Here is an 18,323-nt window from a genome sequence, read left to right on the forward strand (position 1 = left end):
CTTGCTCTCAAATATTAATAGTCTTCCGGGATCATTGAGCTTTCAGGCAATAAGAGAAAAATGTAAAGTATCCATGACAACATTTATTGTTGCCATGTCTCTTTATTTCGGTTTTGTACTCAATACGCCAGTAGTTTCTGAAATTATTCATCTCAGTGAGAATAGCCAGGCTGGCTTATTTGCGTACAGCGCGCCGTTACTACTGACCTGTTTGTTTATCGTCATATTCTCAGTGCTTGCGCTCCCTTACTTATTCCGCCCGTTATTTATCGTCATTACTCTGTCATCTGCTATCGCTTGTTTCGCGACATCGAGATATCAGATTATGTTTGATTCGTCGATGATAGAAAATGTGTTCGAGACGCATACCAGTGAAGCCCTCTCTTTTGTCTCGCTCAGTGCAATAATGTATGTGTTGATTTTGGGCGGGGTGCCTTCTATTTTAATTGGCCTTGTGAAAATAGATACCAGTGCATCGATAAAGTCTCGTATGTTTAAACGTCTGGCTCTAGTTACTGTGGCTGTTCTGGGCATACTCGCTATTGCTGGGGCTTTCTACAAAGATTTTGCCTCGATAGGAAGGAATAACTCTTACATCAAAAAGATGATTGTGCCTGCGCATATTTTTAATTCAGTAAAATACGCATACAAAATCAATTTTGAACCTGAATTACCCTTCAGAGAGCTGGGTGATGATGCGACACTTGTTCCTGCTTCGAACGGCAAACCGACATTGATGGTGCTCGTCGTCGGAGAAACGGCGCGTTCGATGAATTTTCATTACAATGGTTACCCGCGAAATACAAATCCATACACTGCGGACAAGGGCGTAATTTCGTTTGCAAATGTTACCAGTTGTGGGACATCGACAGCCCATTCACTCCCTTGTATGTTCTCGAAACTTGAGAGAACTAATTATGACCGTCGTCAAGCCAACAGCCAGAGCAACGCGCTCGATATCATGCATAAAGCGGGCGTGGATATAAGCTGGCTTGATAATGATGGCGGCGATAAAGATGTTGCCCAAAAAATCGGTATGAAGATGGTTGGAAGTTCCTCTTCGGATACGTTTTGTGATGGTATGACTTGCCATGATGAGGTGTTACTGGACGGCTTTGACCAGCGTGTGGCTAAAATGAAAGGCAATAAGCTGATTGCGCTTCACACAATCGGCAGTCATGGGCCGACTTACTGGAAGCGTTATCCTGCATCCATGGCACGCTTTACGCCTACCTGTGACAGAAGTGATATCGAAAACTGTACCGATGAGCAAATTGTTAATACTTACGATAATACCATTGCATACACCGACTACTTCCTGAGCAAAATCATTGATAAGCTGAAGACATACGAAGACAAATACAATGTGGTCATGATGTATCTCTCGGACCATGGTGAGTCACTCGGTGAAAATGGCATTTACTTGCATGGTACGCCTTATATGATTGCCCCAGAAGAACAGAAGCATGTTCCTTGGATCATATGGATGGGTGATGGATACGCCAATTCCAGAGGCATTGACCGAAAAGCACTCGAGCAACGTGCGGCGCGGGGTGAGTTTTCTCATGACAACCTGTTCCATACTCTTATCGATTCTTTTGGTGTTAAAACTGCCGAAATGAACAAAGAAAAAAGTTTATTCAGTCACTGAGTTATTGTGGCCTGCTTGCCAGACTGGCAGGCAGGCCAAATTACGTCGCGTTTGAACAGCGCGGAACCTGACATTCTCTGTGTGATCACTCACTTCTACTCCTCTTCTGTGCCCTTCCACCATTAATCGGCAATAGTCTTTGTCTTATTAGTATTTCAACGTCTCTTTCTTCGCACTTATCCAAATGCTTTTGTCCTAATTCACTTGCAAATGAACCAGATTTTGTGGCTTTGGGCTGACATGATAAGAACCTCTGTGTAAAAAGTTGTCAAAGAGGTTTTATAAAAAAAACCAGACAAAGGCTTGACCTTGGATTCAACTCCAAGGTTTAAACTCCTTACTAAATTAGACCAAGATGGAGTTTGTGATGTGTAAGCCTTGTGCATCTACCCAATGTAAAAATACTAAACACACTCAGGTGAAACGCGATACCGTCGCCCAGCCTGCAACGGCGATCACTGCCTGCTCAATAGAGGGTGATAATATGACTGCCTCAACGCCAGAATACCCTGAACCAGATGAACCTGCCGCTGCGAGTAAATGCTGTAACAGAGAAAAACAACAAGATACTTCGCCTCAGCCTGCAGAGCTTGAATCAACTCAATACTGGCAGGTGTCGAACATGGATTGCCCTAGTTGCGCGAGTAAACTGGAGTCGGCAATTAAGACCATAGACGGTGTCGACAGAGCGCAGGTGATCTTCTCTACTGAAAAGCTACGAGTGGACTTTAGCCTCAATACTAATGCCGCAGAGGTGGCTGAAGAAGTGCAGCGTCAAGCTGTAAAAGCGGGCTTCCCCCTTTCTGAGGTTTCTCGTCGAAAAGATAAAAATGCAAAAAAATCGCTCAAGCAGCGCATTTTCGATGAGGCTATTTTATTGAGCTTGGTTCTGGTGATGACATCAGCCGCTCTTTTATCGCTTTGGTTACCGGAATTAGGCAAATCGCTATTTATTGGCGCTACCCTGATTGGCTTATACCCCATTGTCAAAAAAGCATTTAATCTCGCTAAATCCGGTTCCCCGTTTTCTATCGAAATGTTGATGAGCGTTGCAGCCGTTGGCGCATTGTATCTGGGCGAAACCGTTGAAGCCGCAATGGTCCTGGTCTTATTTCTGATTGGCGAGCGATTAGAAGCATATGCCTCCTCCCGGGCCAGAGATGGTATTCAGGCCTTAATGTCTCTTGTACCAGATGATGTGGTCAAAATTAATGAGCGCGGAGAAAGGGAAAAGGTAGAAGTAGAAACCCTCAGCCCTGGCGACGTTATTGAAATTGCACCGGGTGAACGTTTACCAGCAGATGCCGAGTTATTATCGACCGCCGCAAGCTTTGACCAGAGTGCGCTGACCGGTGAATCTGTGCCTGTTGATATCCTTGAGGGCAAAAAGGTCATGGCAGGCTCACTGGCAGTTGACCGGGTTGTACGCCTCAAGGTTGTCTCCCGGCAGGGAGAGAGTGCCATAGACAGGATTCTGAACCTGATTGAAGAGGCAGAATCAAGAAAAGCACCTGTCGATCGCTTTATTGACCGTTTTAGCAAATGGTACACGCCAATGATGCTGGTTGTTGCGTTGATGGTTGTGGTGTTACCGCCGCTTCTGCTAGGACAATCATGGGATGTGTGGCTGTACCGTGGGTTGGCACTGTTACTCATCGCCTGTCCTTGTGCACTGGTTATTTCAACGCCGGCAGCAATAACGTCTGGTTTGGCGGCTGGCACACGGCGGGGCGCTTTAATCAAGGGTGGTGCCGCACTTGAAGCACTAAGCAAAATCGACGCTGTCGCCTTTGATAAAACAGGTACTCTCACCAAAGGTCAGCCTAGTGTGACTGATCTGGTGTGTTGGCAACATGAAGAAGCAGATTTTATTGCTGCCGCGGCGGCGATAGAAATGGGCTCCCATCACCCGCTTGCCCGCTCATTGGTCGATTATGCGCAAAAGAGCGGCGTGAAAATACCAGAGGCAGAGAACCGGATGGCTCAGGCTGGCGAGGGTGTTTCCGGCATCGTTGATGGAAAACGTATCCAAATTGTTGCTCTCGATAAGTTAGCCAATGGCCTCAAGCTTGATCACGACCAGACTGCTCAGGCTGATGGTATTGCTGCGCAGGGAAAAACCGTGGCCGTGGTGTTTGAGGATGAAAAAGCGATTGGTCTTATCGGTTGGCAAGACTCACTCAGGGAAGGGTCTGTTGCGGCTGTCTCACGATTATCTGCAATGGGTATAAAGTCCGTAATGTTGACAGGAGACAATCCTACCGCAGCTGCCGCTATCGCCTCTGAGTTAGGAATGGATTATCGAGCTGGTTTATATCCTGAGCACAAAGTGAGTGAAGTACAAAAACTGACATCGACGCAGTCTGTTGCCATGGTGGGAGACGGCATTAATGATGCTCCTGCGATGAAGGCATCAGATGTTGGTATTGCAATGGGCAGTGGAACGGATGTAGCTCTGGAGACCGCGGATATTTCACTCAGTCATAATCGGATAGAGGACTTGCCTGAAGTCATTGGACTTGCCCGCGCGACCATGTCTAACATCAGACAAAACGTTACGCTGGCAATTGGCCTTAAAGCTGTGTTTCTTGTCACTAGCGTGGCAGGTATCACTGGGCTTTGGGTTGCTGTTCTTGCTGACAGTGGGGCGACTGCACTGGTGACGCTCAATGCCCTGAGGCTACTTAAGAAGGGATAACGCGAAATGAATAAAAAGCCGACACATTGCTGTCGGTTTTTTCATCTTTGAGTGATCTTATTTCCACCTCAATGAAAATGAAACGTTAGGACTTTAATTATTGGTGATGTTTGTCACTTTAATTTGTTGTCTGCGCAGTTAGTTTATGGGCTTGTGAAACGCGCCCTTAATCAGGGACACGCTCAAACGGCACAAATAAAACCCTATCAGTTGCCGTCTCAAAAGGAGAAACTCGATGTCTGAAACTGCAGTATTCCATCTTGGTGTGAACAAAGACGACCTAAAAGGTGCCGAGGTTGCCATTATCCCGGGTGACCCTGCCCGAGTTGAGAAAATTGCTAACCTTATGGACTCACCTGTATTTTTGGCAGCACATCGCGAATATACACTTTATCGTGCAGAACTTGACGGCAAACCAGTCATTATCTGTTCGACAGGTATAGGCGGCCCATCGACATCTATTGCCGTTGAAGAACTTGCCCAACTTGGCGTTCATACTTTCTTACGAGTAGGGACAACGGGTGCGATTCAGCCAAATATTGAGCCGGGCGACATGATAGTCACGACGGCATCTGTTCGTCTTGATGGTGCCAGTTCTCACTTTGCGCCTATGGAGTTTCCTGCAGTTGCTGACTTTGATGTGGCTACGGCAATGAAACAGGCGGCTGATGCAAGTGGTGCCAAGGTACATACTGGCGTGACAGCATCTAGTGACACTTTTTATCCGGGACAAGAGCGTTACGATACGGTAACAGGTCGTGTTGTGCGCCGTTTTCAGGGGTCAATGGAAGAATGGCAGCAGATGGGTGTCCTTAACTATGAGATGGAATCTGCCACTTTGCTAACCATGTGTGCAAGCTCTGGGTTACGCGCAGGCTGCGTTGCTGGTGTGATCATTAATCGCAACAGTGCAGAAACACCTAATCACGATACGTTAGCTGAAACTGAAGCGCGCTCTATCAAAGTTGTTGTCGAAGCTGCCCGAAAAATGCTGTGATGTTTTTCTGACGTAAACGTAAAAAAGCCGGAATAATCCGGCTTTTTTTGTTCTTATAATACAGTGTTATTGCACAGGATTTTCAAGGCCGCCGGCATTGAAAAACCAATTGAACAGACAGTTTTTCAGATCGCCGAGTTGTTCAGGTCCTACCAACGCCAGACCAAGATCCTTGGCACGGGTAACATCATGATGTCGGAGAGGACGGAAACTGACCAACATGGCACGTGCTTGAAGGCCACCCAAGAGATCTCTGAGTGATTCGAGCTTGTAAAGGGTGTCATCACCATCGTTTGACATACTTTTTGTTTTGCATTCAATGATGTGGAGCTTGTTATTCACTACTGCAGCGACATCAAGCTCGTTCCGAACTTCAATATCGCCTATTTGGCGATAAACCTGCACACCCAGAGAGTTATCCTGAATCGTAAGCAGTTCATGCTGAATTTCATCGACTAAATAGTGGACATAACACTCAAGCCACTCACCGTTAGCGAATCGACGCGCCTCTTCACTGCTAAAACACAGCGTACCATCTTTATACGTCGCAAGATCAACGTCTTTCAGGTCATCAATCAACATGGCAAGCTCACGGTAGCCTTGTTGTTTTTCAGATAACTCAACCTCGAGCCTCTGTTCTTTGCGACATGTGGTAGCCAGATAGTTAAGTGTGGCAAGGCCCGGACCAAGTTCTTGCGCATTGCTGGCCCATCTTTCGCCGAGAAACTTCACCTTCTGGTCAAGCGACTTAACGATATTTTCATCTTGCAGTTCGCTGCGTGCACCAAAGAGGGTGAGGTAATCATTTATGCCGATATGGTCCTCAACCTGTTGGTGCTCTACCTCATCAGGGTACAGCCAGCAGAGTTCATCACTGAAAGGTTCAATGACGTAAATTGGCCAGCGATATGAACGGAATACTTCGTAAGCCGATAAAAGGCGGTGTCGTAAACCGCAGCTGGCATTAAACAGCACTTCGCTGCCATCCTGTTTCAGGCGTTCTGCAAGTTCCCTGAGTTTTGCTTTGATATCACTGATGCTGACATTTGACGGTATTTTGAAGAACTCACTTTCAATTCCTTTGGGAGTCAAAACATCTGAAAAGCGGGTAAATTGTTGTTCTTGTTCTGCGGTACCAATCAGAATGAGCTTTGCGACTGCCAGCTTCTGATGCAGAACGGCTGTGATAAGCCGTACAGGGTCGTTATCAATAATTCCTACATGAACTGACATAGCTACTCCATCGAATGCTGCTCACTGTCCATTTTTACCACAATTGCCCAGCTATAGTTACGCTAGACCGGGATTCTGAAGAGCAGGCGACATAAGTCAATAATTTGCATAGAAACCCTAATATTGGGGCAATATCTTGCTTATTCAAGTACCTAACAGAATTTTTATTCTTTTTACCGAGGAAAATATCCCCTCACATATGTTTTTTCTCTATTTACTCTAAAAATCTTTCAAAAGTTACCTAGTCTTAAGTATGCGCAAGTGTTTCAGATTTAATGTGTCTTTGTCGGGACTTAACGATTTTTGGCCGCAAAAAATTTTGCTCATTCTTGCCCCTGAAATGATCAGCGATGGAGTGAACTGGTTGCATGTTTAACCATGGCCTTTCAGCGGCCCTGAACGTCGTTAAAAGCACTGGTACAGCTTATGTGCTTACCTGTGATGGCTTTGTTTTACCCACGATTGAGGGGATGGGGTTAGACGGTAGTCAGATTTTAATGACAGGCGAGCAAGGGAGTCTGACCATAGTTTTCGATGGCATTTGCTTTGAATTGTCTGAGTACTCAATTGCCTGCGTCAATGTTATGGAGTATCAGCAGGCAGGGCCGGAATTAACGATTGTTGAATTGCCAGTCGACTTTTATCCCGAGCAACTTAATTCTGATAGCTCTTTGGACATCGATGTTTCAGCAATCCAAAAAATGATTGTCTGTGGTTTGGATCCGAGTACATGTCTTGTAGCCGCAACCAAGAAAGAGCCCGGGCAACCGAATGCTGGGTTTATGACTCACTCTATGACCAGTGAATATGAGATTACGGACAATGACGAGACCGACGATTCTTCGTCGTTAAGCGCTACACCAGACATCGACTTCAATTTGTGTGTGGCGGAAACAGATAACGAGAAAGAAGTAGGCATTGAAGAAAATCAGTATGGCCAAGGTGGTGAGGAGCCAGAACAACCAATTGATGAGCCGCAGCCAGTCGTTGCTGCCCCGGACACAATGGGCACATTCAGCGCGGCACCTGAAAAGATATCGGAAGAGACCATGGTTAATTCAGAAATACTTGCAGATGAAGACAACACTGGCGGTTCACCTTGCCCTGAAATGAACGGTATGGATGTTTTAGCTTCAGAAGCGGAGATATCGGTAATGACGGAAGACACCCATGACAACAACTCCCTGTCTGTTGCATTCAGTCATTCTTCAGTGATTGACGACGGAACACTGGGTTTGATGCCGGGTTCAATGCAAATACAACCCAGCGCACTAATACCGTTTCAGTTTTCCCTGGCTGGATTGAGTTCGCAGGGGGATCCACTTTCATTCGCATTGATGTGCGGATTTGATCAACAGAGAAATGGTTGTATCTCTGTGAAGGGCAGCTGTAATGATCAGACCGTGATGACATTGGAGGTCACCACTGCGTTTGAAGGTAACGCATTAATGGCTAACTATGATCTGCAATGCTCAGCCAACCTTGATCATTATGACAGCGCAGATGGCAACATACGGATAAATGATGAAGGTATTTGGTTACAGTTACCACTGCAAATGCTGGACGGCGGCAGTCAGATATACACAGTACAGATTGAGGTGGCGAGTCGGGAAGAGATGTTGACTGGCAGCAGTGAACCTGATCCGGTAGCTACCGAACAAGATTCTTCAATGGGCGATGTGATGGCGATGGACTCCGCTGTGGTAGAAGCTTCCCCGGATATGGCGGGTGATGACGTCCCTATTCAGGAAAACGTAGCGCAGGAAAACTCTCCAGAAGAAGCGGATATCATGCCCGCTGAAATGCAGCAAGATGCGTTTGCAGAACCCAGCATGTCTCTAGAGCCAGCAATGGCAGAGCCAACTGGTGGTGAAGAGAGCGTCCTCTTTGAACCAGATATGTTAGTTTCAGCTCTGTCTGCCGTGACTTGTTATGCCATGCCAGTGTTAGTGGACAGTTCCATTCCCGGACTACTCAGTCTGTATCTTGACGATGCCGACGGTCGCATTGCAGTGATGGATATTACACCGGTCCGGTGTAACGACGGTGTCAGTTATGATTACGAGTCCACCCAGCATCAGAAAGTAGACGTCGCCAGCGGCGAGGAATACTTCATACTGCCATTTATGTTGGTAGACAGCGTGACCGGAAATAGCCGTCCCTATCAGATACCCGTGGCGGTCAATCAGGGCGATCATGTACCTGATTTGTCCCTGTCCAACCAAGACCCTGCTAAGCAAATACCAGCGATGGACACCACGCCGTCAGAGCCTGACGCCATGGATGCTGCGATGCCAGAAACAGCATCGGAGATGATGCAGCAAGAGGCTGTTGCAGAGTCCAGCATGTCTCCAGAGCCAGAAATGGCACAGCCAACATGTAGTGAAGAGAGCGTTGTTTTTGACCCTGATATGTTGGTTTCAGCCCTTTCCGGCGCGACTTGCTATGCCATGCCAGTGTTGATAGACAGTTCCATTCCCGGACTACTCAGTCTGTATCTTGATGATGCCGATGGTCGCATTGCGGTGATGGATATTACCCCGGTAAGGTGCAACGACGGTGTCAGCTATGATTACGAGTCCACCCAGCATCAGAAAGTAGACGTCGCCAGCGGCGAGGAATACTTTATGTTGCCATTTATGTTGGTGGACAGCGTGACCGGAAACAGCCGACCATATCAGATACCAGTGACGGTCAATCAGGGCGATCATGCACCTGATTTGTCCCTGTCCAACCCAGACCCTGCTCAGCAAATGCCAGCGATGGACACCACGCCGTCAGAGCCTGACGTCATGGATACTGCGATGCCAGAAACAGCATCGGAGATGATGCAGCAAGAGGCTGTTGCAGAGCCCAGCATGTCTCCTGAGCCAGAAATGGCACAGCCAACAGGTGGTGAAGAGAGCGTTGTTTTTGACCCTGATATGTTGGTTTCAGCCCTTTCCGGCGTGACTTGCTATGCCATGCCAGTGTTGATAGACAGTTCCATTCCCGGACTACTCAGTCTGTATCTTGATGATGCCGATGGCCGTATTGCGGTGATGGATATTACCCCGGTACGGTGCAACGACGGTGTCAGCTACGATTACGAATCCACCCAGCATCAGAAAGTAGACGTCGCCAGCGGCGAGGAACACTTCATGCTGCCATTTATGTTGGTGGACAGTGTGACCGGAAACAGCGGACCATATCAGATACCAGTGGCGGTCAATCAGGGCGATCATGCACCTGATTTGTCCATGACTAACCCGGATCTAGCTCAGCAAATGCCAGCGATGGACACTACGCCGTCAGAGCCTGACATCATGGATACTGCAGAAACTGCACCAGATATGATGGGTGATGGCGCCCCGATGCAGGAAAACCTAGATCAAGAAACTTCATTACAGGAAAACCCAGTTGAGGAAGCTGAAGGTATGCCCGCTGAGATGGTGGAGCAAGATGCTTTTGCAGAACCCAGCATGTCTCCAGAGCCAGAAACGGAACAGCCAACAGGTGGTGAAGAGAGCGTCGTCTTTGACCCGGATATGTTGGTTTCAGCCCTGTCCGGCGTGACTTGCTATGCCATGCCAGTATTGATAGATAGTTCCATTCCCGGGCTACTCAGTCTGTATCTTGATGATGCCGATGGTCGTATTGCGGTGATGGATATTACCCCGGTACGGTGCAACGACGGTGTCAGCTATGATTACGAGTCAACCCAGCATCAGAAAGTAGACGTCGCCAGCGGCGAGGAACACTTTATGCTGCCGTTTATGCTGGTGGACAGCGTGACCGGAAACAGCCGACCATATCAGATATCAGTGGCGGTCAATCAGGGCGACCATGTACCTGATTTGTCCCTGTCCAACCCAGACCCTGCTCAGCAAATGCCAGCGATGGACATCACGCCGTCAGAGCCTGACATCATGGATACTGCAGAAACTGCACCAGATATGATGGGTGATGGCACCCCGATGCAGGAAAACCTAGATAAAGAAACTTCATTACAGGAAAACTCAGCTGAGGAAGCGGAAGGTATGCCCGCTGAGATGATGCAGCAAGAGGATCTTGCAGAGCCCAGCATGTCTCCAGAGCCAGAAATGGCACAGCCATCAGGTGGTGAAGAGAACGTCATCTTTGACCCGGATATGTTGGTTTCAGCCCTGTCTGCCGTGACTTGTTATGCCATGCCAGTATTGATAGATAGTTCCATTCCCGGACTACTCAGTCTGTATCTTGATGATGCCGATGGTCGCATTGCGGTGATGGATATTACTCCGGTACGGTGCAAAGACGGTGTTAGCTATGATTACGAGTCAACCCAGCATCAGAAAGTAGACGTCGCCAGCGGCGAGGAATACTTTATGTTGCCATTTATGTTGGTGGACAGCGTGACCGGAAACAGCCGTCCTTATCAGATACCCGTGGCGGTCAATCAGGGTGATCATGTACCGAATCTTGACGCCATGCACAGTGAACCAGCGCCAGATGAAAGTAATAATGTGATGCCCGCTGAAGGTGCTGAGTCTCTGGATAGCGGCAACATGAGTGTGATAGAAGACACCACCGAGAATATGTCATCCGAATCATCCTCATTGGTTCCACCCGTTTTGCTGAGTGTTCCGTTAAAACCTGTTCATGTCGAGTCAGGTAAACCTGTTCCACTTGCCAGTCTGTTGATTGATTGTGTCTTACAGCCAGATGCGCTCACCGGGCATTCTCTTCACTTTTCTCTTCAGCCCGAAACAGGGATTTTATTTGGTGGCGGTATATTTAATGCCAAGGGTAACTGGCTTCTCAACGACGGTATGGCATTAAGTGAAGTCATGTATGTGCCAGAAGAGGGTTTCTTTGGTGAAATTATCCTGACAGTGTCTGTGTCGGTTGATGGAGAGGAGACTGGTCCTTCGGTGGATGTAGATGTCAGGGTTGGAGACGTCAGTGGTCAGACCGAAACGGATGAGGAGAAGCGGGTAATTTCTCTGGCACAAAAGATCTCTATCAGTGGGTCTGCAGACGCGGAAAACGAAGAGTTATTTGTCAGAGTATTCAGCCTCCCGGAAAATACCAGCCTGCAATTGAGAGATAACACGATTGACGAGGGCGAGATTCATCAGCTCTCCGGAGATGACCGGATATCGGCAGATAAAATCATTGGTCTTGAGCTTCTTGCCCCACATGATATTGAGACTGGTTTTAGCATCATGGTGGAGGGTATTGTTCAGACAGCCACGGTTGACGGTGTCAAAGAGCGAATACTGCCGGCACAGTCTCTACAGATTGATCTGAGTGATTCAACAACAGATACTCAGTTGCAGGGGCACGGCATCGAAATGGTGACCACCGAGATAGAGTTACCGGATGAAAATACCAGCACTGAACCTTCCGGTGTCATCGATGCTACTGAGACAGATTTTCCTACAGTAGAGACACTTTCTCCGCATGACCTAGCCGAACCTTCGCTGTCAGAAGAATTGCCAGCAGCAGAAAACGATGGGATGGGTAATGAGATATCCCCGCCTTGCGAGACTGCTGAAACATCTGAGATGCCAGAAATACAAGCTGATGATGGGTTGAAGCAAAGCGTTGTTGACGCTGCAGATACAGCAAACGAAATAGCGGAGCCAGAGATAGAGCCCGCAACGGATAGTCAGATAACAGCTAAAGAAACTATTGCCTTTGATCCCGACGTTGTTGCCGCAACATTTTCTGGAGTGACATGCTACACCATGCCTCTGCTAATCGATACGCAAGTACCTGGCATGCTCAGTCTCTATCTTGACGATCCTGATGGTCGCATTCCTGTGATTGATCTTTCCCCCGTTGCGATTTCCGGAAGGCCCGATTTCGACTACGAAATGACTCAGCACCAGCGAGTTGATATCGCTGATGGGCAAGAGAATATGTCCGTCGCTTTCAGTCTGATTAACGAAGTAACGGGTGCTATTCGACAAAGTCACGTCGATATTATTATCAATCAGGGAGACCATAGCCCCAACCTGAATGCAGAGCCTGCCCAAGAGCTACAGAGCGATATACATGAGGTGGAAGATATACCTGAAGCTGCGCCAATGACAGATGCGTTATCTGAGCTGTCGGCAGAGACTGCAGACATAGCACCTGACGGTATGCCGTCACAAGAGAGCGTAATGTCCGGAGACAGCACGCCGGACGAGGCAATGTCAGCGTCGAACGTTGATATGGCAAAAGTGCATCAAGGTCTGGTTTTTAATGGTGTTGTTCCTCTCGACTTTGCTGAAATCCGTCGTCAGTTTGCTAACGCCATGATGTCCGGGATGACAGAGCTGACATTAACCATCAGTCATTTCCACGAAGAAGATGTCTTCGTGTTGGTCTCTGACCATGGAACACAGACCGACATTGAGCTCAGTTTCATCGGTTGGGCAGAGGATGATACTGGCATGTCAGTCGCTCGTTTTAGCTTCGACCTCGCGATGTTGGATGCGGGCCACATTTATCTCAGATTGTCATCGCAGTCATCTGCTGAGACAACAGCGATTCAGGCTTTTCTCGGCAATACGGATGGCACGGCTATCTATCAGGGGCTCATTGTTTCGCGGTCAGAAGGCGAGGTGAGTGAGGTTGGTCAGGCGATTGAAGATTCGGCCCATCCACTGTCATCTTCTGAGAGTGTCAGCCAGTGTGGAGGGATGACTCTGGCCTCTTTATTAGTCAGCTGTCAGGGCTTGGGTGACATCAGTAATGTGAAAAGTGCAATGTTGTTTGTTGATTACTCAAAGGGGGCTTTCGCACTCCCTTCTGGGAATTACAGCAACGTGTATCTGGCTTCCTTGGCTGACGAAATTCTCTTTATGCCCGAGGAGGGCACCCGGGGAACGCTAGAGATTAAAGCGGTGATCACTCTGAAGGATCCCACGTCAATCGAATACCGCACTGTGATAGAGATGATTTCCCTTGATCTTGATGCAATGGGCTCAGAATCGGTGACTTTTGATGGAAACTCTCAGACTGAACCCGCACCTTTTGAGCAGCCTACTGAGCACGTAGAGCCGCAAGTTGCTGAAGGAGCCACAGAGGATCAGCAAGACATGATGGCTGCCGAGCCGATTGAAGCAGAATGTAGCACAGACGACGTTGGTCAGCCTGATAATGCTGTCTCGATGGATAATGCCGTTTCAATGGAAGATACTGCGTCAATGGCAGATACTGCTTCGATGAATGCGGATATTATGGAACCCGCAGCTTCCGCCAGTCCAATTGCTGATGAGCAAAACGCGACAGAGACATATGTTGAAACGGATAATCATCTTTCGGAGTCTCACTCTGAACTCAATTCTGGTTCGGAATCCCAATATACAGAAAATGATGAGGATCAGCTTGTCACCGGACTTCACCTTGATCAGTCGGATTATCCTCAGGTGAACGTAACGCTGGCAGCAGGTATTGACGCTCAGTTGACGATTGAGGCTGATGCCCCTGATGTGATTGCTAATGGTAAAGGCAAAAATGTACTGGTACTGACGGGTGCGGTAGAGGCGGTAAACTCTCTGCTTGAAAAAGGGATCAGTTGTCACCACGGATCGCAGGCAGGTATTGCGATGATTATTACCCGGGCAACGCCCAAGGGACGCTCTGTTGAGCTGGCTGAGTTGTCATCTGGCGGTAATCTGAAAGCAACTATTGTGACGAATCGCGCTATCCCGATACCCGTTGTTGGTCTATTGGAATCTATGGTTGACCAATTAGATATCGTCACCAGCCTGACCATTTGTGGACTGGGAGATACCAGTCGGATTGTCGATGCCAATGAAAATATTGTCGGCTCGCATTATGGAGATGGCACCTGGACAGTGAACCTCGAAAACTCTGTCGTCGATAGCCTGTATATTGCTTTAACCGATCAGCCCCGTCGGGTTGTCGAGATAAAAGCGATGGCAGGAGAGGCGACACTTTGCTCTATCAACGCTGTCTTCCGTGTGACTGATGCTGAAGTCAGTGCAGCGGTACTGGAAGAGGATATGCTGAATGCAGCTCACGACGACGATACACAGGCGCAATCTGCCGGGGGTAACGTCGATGTGATTGAAAATTTCAATATCGGTGTCGATGTGATTAACCTCAAGCGAGACTTTGCTTCTGAGGGGCGCTTTACCTTCACTCAATTGGCAAATCGATTGGATATTCAGCAAGTCGGCGACGATACCCGATTACAAATTTTTGATGTCAGTGCCACTCTTCAGCGCACCATACTGGTTAAAGGACGGCCTCTAAGCGCCATGCTGGGTGTTGATTGCCACAGTATGAATCAGGATGAGATCATCGAGGCGATGCTGATGTCTGGGCAGCTTGCTGTCTTTGGTAACGAAGATGAAAGCTTCGCACCTGAGTCAACGCAAGTGGTAATGAATGCAGTTGAAACACAGCATGTTGAGATGCAAGAAGGAGATGGTGTCTGCGATCTGTCGACATTACTGCCTGCCAGTCTTCATGGTCAGCAATCTGTAGAAGTTCTCAGGGATTATATCCGCCCCGAAATTACGGCATCTGGTATTGTGCTTCACGTTTCTGGAACACCCGGAGGAGAGGCCATTGCCAATATTGAACTTGATCACTTGAGTCTGGCATCACTGGGTCTTGATGATACTGCGACGGGAGGGGATATCCTTCGTTGTATGTTAGAACGGCAGGCTTTGGTGCTTGAGCCTCAGACTTGACCTTAACGCTTGATCAAATTGAAGTGGGCAGGCAATCTTCGCGTCAGCGTTAATAACGAGACCTGAAAAACATGAAGACACTATTTGCTCACCGTGGCATGTCGTCGCTGGCCCCTGAAAATACCCTGTCAGCATTCTCGATAGTCAAATCTCACGGTATTGGCTGGATAGAATGTGACGTCGATGTGCTGGCTGATGGCACTGTTGTTGTGTCACATGACGATACCCTCGACCGCTGCACTGATAAAACAGGTAGTTTATACGCATTGAACCAGAGTGACCTGACAACTATTGATGCAGGCAGCTGGTTTGGTGATGAATTTAGCGGAGAGCCCTTGCCAACGTTTGAACAGTTGATCGAGTTGGTAAACGAACATCAGCTAAATATAAATGTGGAAATAAAATCGTGTGCTGCAGGTTGGCCCATGACGTTGAAGCTGATAGATGGAGTCATTAAAGGACTGGAGCAACTCTCGCCGACATCAGAGCTTCTGGTTTCTTGCTTCAATCATTTGGCTCTTGCTGAATTCAAACGAAAACAGCCCCACGTCGATGTTGCTTGTCTGTTCGAAGCTGAAGACTTCGGTCATGACTGGTTGTCATCCGCTCAGTCATGCTCTGCTTCGGCGATACATCTAAACGATTTGAGCGTGGACAAAGAGACAGTGGCTCGTATTAAAGCGGCGGGTTATCGGGTAAATGTTTACACGGTCAATGACTTTGCAAGAGCCAATCAATTGTTCAACTGGGGGGTAGACGGGATTTTCACTGACATTGGTCATGAGTTTCCTTCCCGTTACCGACAATATTAGCCCGCTGATATAACGCTGACCTTGCTAACCCATGCGCTATCGCGATGGATGGCGTGGTCAGAACGCTATCTGTTGTGAGGTGTTAGGCTTTAGACGTATTCAATGCTTTGCTGTTCAGGCTTCCAATTAGACTGTAAAGCTCAGGAATAATCCGTTCGATAAGACTCAATTGGCGTAAAATAAACTCCGCGGAGTCTGATGAATGGTTCAACTCCCGCCAGCTACTTGGCCTTTCTTCCCACTGTAATGCGGCAATATCAGGATCAGGGTTATCAATTTCGTTTACCAGCTGAGCGAGTCCGTCTGAGACATGCTGATGCGCGGTCTCAATTGCTTCCAGAAGATCGCCACTCTCAATCGGTTGTCGGTGAGCACCAATTGCCGAAATATAACCCAGCATCGCGTTGGTTAAACAAAGAAAGCGAAAACCCTCGTCGGTGGCCGTTCGATATCTGCCGGGCTCAGCCAACATGTTACTCATGGCCGTTGTCAGCTGTGAATCCTTGTTATGTGCCTGACGCCTCACAACCCGATACTCCACCGTATCTTGCTTACCTTCATGGTATTGCGTTAATACCTTTTGCAGGTACTGGCTATTGGCGGTCAGGGTATCTGACATGATGCCTCGCAGTCGGTGTGCCTGCCAGTCAGGCAGAATAAACCTCACCGCCAGTGCCGCGATGATGCAGCCCGCAATCGTATCCGCCATCCTGGGAACCATTACCGCAAAGCCATGCCCAAGTTGATTAAACGACATCAGGACAAACAGAGTGATACAGGTTGTCGCCAGCATGTAGTGAGTGACGCGGAAAGCAAAAAACAACATCCCAAAAACGACCATTAACGCCAGTTGTCCGCCCGAGTCTGGGAACAGCGTCATCAGGGGCAACCCGGCGGCAAGACCTGAAACTGTGCCAAACACTCTGTCAGTCAGTTTTGAACGGGTTGCGGCATAGCTGGGCTGACAGACGAAGAGCGCGGTGAGCATCAGCCAGTATCCCTGTTCCAAATCCAGCATCTGAATGACGCCATAACCCACTGTTAAAGCGGTAGCAAGGCGGATCCCATGCCTAAACAACAGAGCTTTTGGCGTCAGTTGGGCTTTGATCCGATAAAACTTCTCCTTCACGCTGTGTGCTTCAAAGTCAGCCAGTTCACTGTCAGCTTGTTCGTTTGCGACAAAATGCGCGTTTGTCACGTTGTTAAGCTGGTTTTCAACCGTTTCGAGGTTGCGAAATAAGTAATCAACCTGAGCGATGAGTTCACTGCTTGCCTGCGTATTGTGTTGTTTTACATACTCAATGGCATCAGCCAGCTCGAGTAAAAGCCGTTGATTGGCCTCAGCATGCTGATAGGGCTGTGCCAAAGTAATCGCCTCAGCAATGGCACGGCAGGAGTGAGCTTGCTGCTGCATCAACAAGCGAACTCTGAACAACAAATCACTATGGAAAAAGGCATCGTACAAGTCGGCATAGAGATAGTGAGAAGAGCTGATCCGCTCATGAATATCTTGTGCAATAAAGTAAGACTGAAGCAAAGCCGATGTGGTGTTATTTGATGCTGAACGACGGGTGCGACTCAGTAAGGCTGATTTTGCCAGATTGAGAGCACCGACTACCTGACTGTTCTGGTTGGCCAGTTTGAGCCGGGTCTGTTGAGGACTTGGCTCGCTGGTGGGAAGAAACAAATCTGATTTAAGACTGAAATAATCCCCGAGTTCAGCAAATATTGATGACAAGTGGTGCTGCACGGGCTGCAAAGGCCAGATTGCTAACCATATAAGAGAAATGAGCCCGTACCAGCTCGCGCCTGACATTAACAAGGTTGGTTGGAGAAGCGCCGTACCATCCTCCACACTTAACATGGTGTATACCGCAATCATAAGAGACGCGAAAGCGATGGTGGCATAGCGGCTGCCTATAGCGCCAAGCATGACAAAAAAGAACGTTGAGCAGAAAAGTCCGGCAGCAAATAATTCGGGATAGGGAAATAAAAAAGAAACAGAAAGGGTGGCAATGCTGAAGCAAATAAGGGTAACGGTCAGAGATTTAAAACGCCCCACTAAACTGTCGTCTGTTTCCGCTAACGCTGAAGCAATCACACCCAGTACAAGAGGATTGATTGCTTCAATGCTATTTTGCCACCAGCAAGCGAGCACAATACTACTAAGTGCTATGAAAACGCGGATACTGTAGTTAATTCGGCTATTAGACCAATAATGACGAAACTTATTAGGGGTTAACTGACGGTTCAT

General features: G+C 48.0%; 7 protein-coding genes. 5 read left to right on the plus strand and 2 right to left on the minus strand.

The annotated features are described in order from the left end of the window. The first annotated feature begins 1 nt into the window (after position 1). The 3 genes from A8L45_RS04625 (at position 2) to udp (ending at position 5,346) form a co-directional block, all read left to right on the plus strand. Positions 2 to 1,651, plus strand: a complete 1,650-nt coding sequence (locus A8L45_RS04625) for a phosphoethanolamine transferase (RefSeq protein WP_390336302.1) — start codon at positions 2 to 4, stop codon at positions 1,649 to 1,651. A gap of 367 nt (positions 1,652 to 2,018) precedes the next feature. Continuing rightward, positions 2,019 to 4,349, plus strand: coding sequence for a zinc/cadmium/mercury/lead-transporting ATPase (locus tag A8L45_RS04630; protein ID WP_083228202.1), 2,331 nt, complete (start codon positions 2,019 to 2,021; stop codon positions 4,347 to 4,349). Between the two features lie 235 nt (positions 4,350 to 4,584). After that, positions 4,585 to 5,346, plus strand: a complete 762-nt coding sequence (udp, locus tag A8L45_RS04635; RefSeq protein WP_068899732.1) for a uridine phosphorylase — start codon at positions 4,585 to 4,587, stop codon at positions 5,344 to 5,346. 66 nt (positions 5,347 to 5,412) lie between these two features. On the opposite strand, the gene A8L45_RS04640 is transcribed toward udp, so the two are convergent. Continuing rightward, positions 5,413 to 6,579 (minus strand): Card1-like endonuclease domain-containing protein, encoded by a 1,167-nt coding sequence (locus A8L45_RS04640; protein ID WP_068899734.1) that lies wholly within the window; start codon positions 6,577 to 6,579, stop codon positions 5,413 to 5,415. A gap of 368 nt (positions 6,580 to 6,947) precedes the next feature. On the opposite strand from A8L45_RS04640, the gene A8L45_RS04645 reads away from it, so the two are divergent. Both A8L45_RS04645 and A8L45_RS04650 read left to right on the plus strand, forming a co-directional pair. Next, a complete protein-coding gene (locus A8L45_RS04645) occupies positions 6,948 to 15,257 on the plus strand; it encodes a hypothetical protein (protein WP_068899735.1) in 8,310 nt (2,769 codons plus the stop codon). Between the two features lie 71 nt (positions 15,258 to 15,328). Next, a complete protein-coding gene (locus tag A8L45_RS04650) occupies positions 15,329 to 16,069 on the plus strand; it encodes a glycerophosphodiester phosphodiesterase family protein (protein ID WP_068899737.1) in 741 nt (246 codons plus the stop codon). Positions 16,070 to 16,151: 82 nt separating this feature from the next. On the opposite strand, the gene yccS is transcribed toward A8L45_RS04650, so the two are convergent. Continuing rightward, positions 16,152 to 18,323 carry a YccS family putative transporter gene (gene yccS / locus A8L45_RS04655; protein ID WP_068899739.1) on the minus strand — a complete coding sequence of 724 codons (2,172 nt, stop codon included), beginning with the start codon at positions 18,321 to 18,323 and terminating at the stop codon, positions 16,152 to 16,154.

This window comes from Veronia pacifica, from assembly GCF_001707825.1.
In the GTDB taxonomy this organism is placed as follows: Bacteria; Pseudomonadota; Gammaproteobacteria; order Enterobacterales; family Vibrionaceae; genus Veronia; species Veronia pacifica.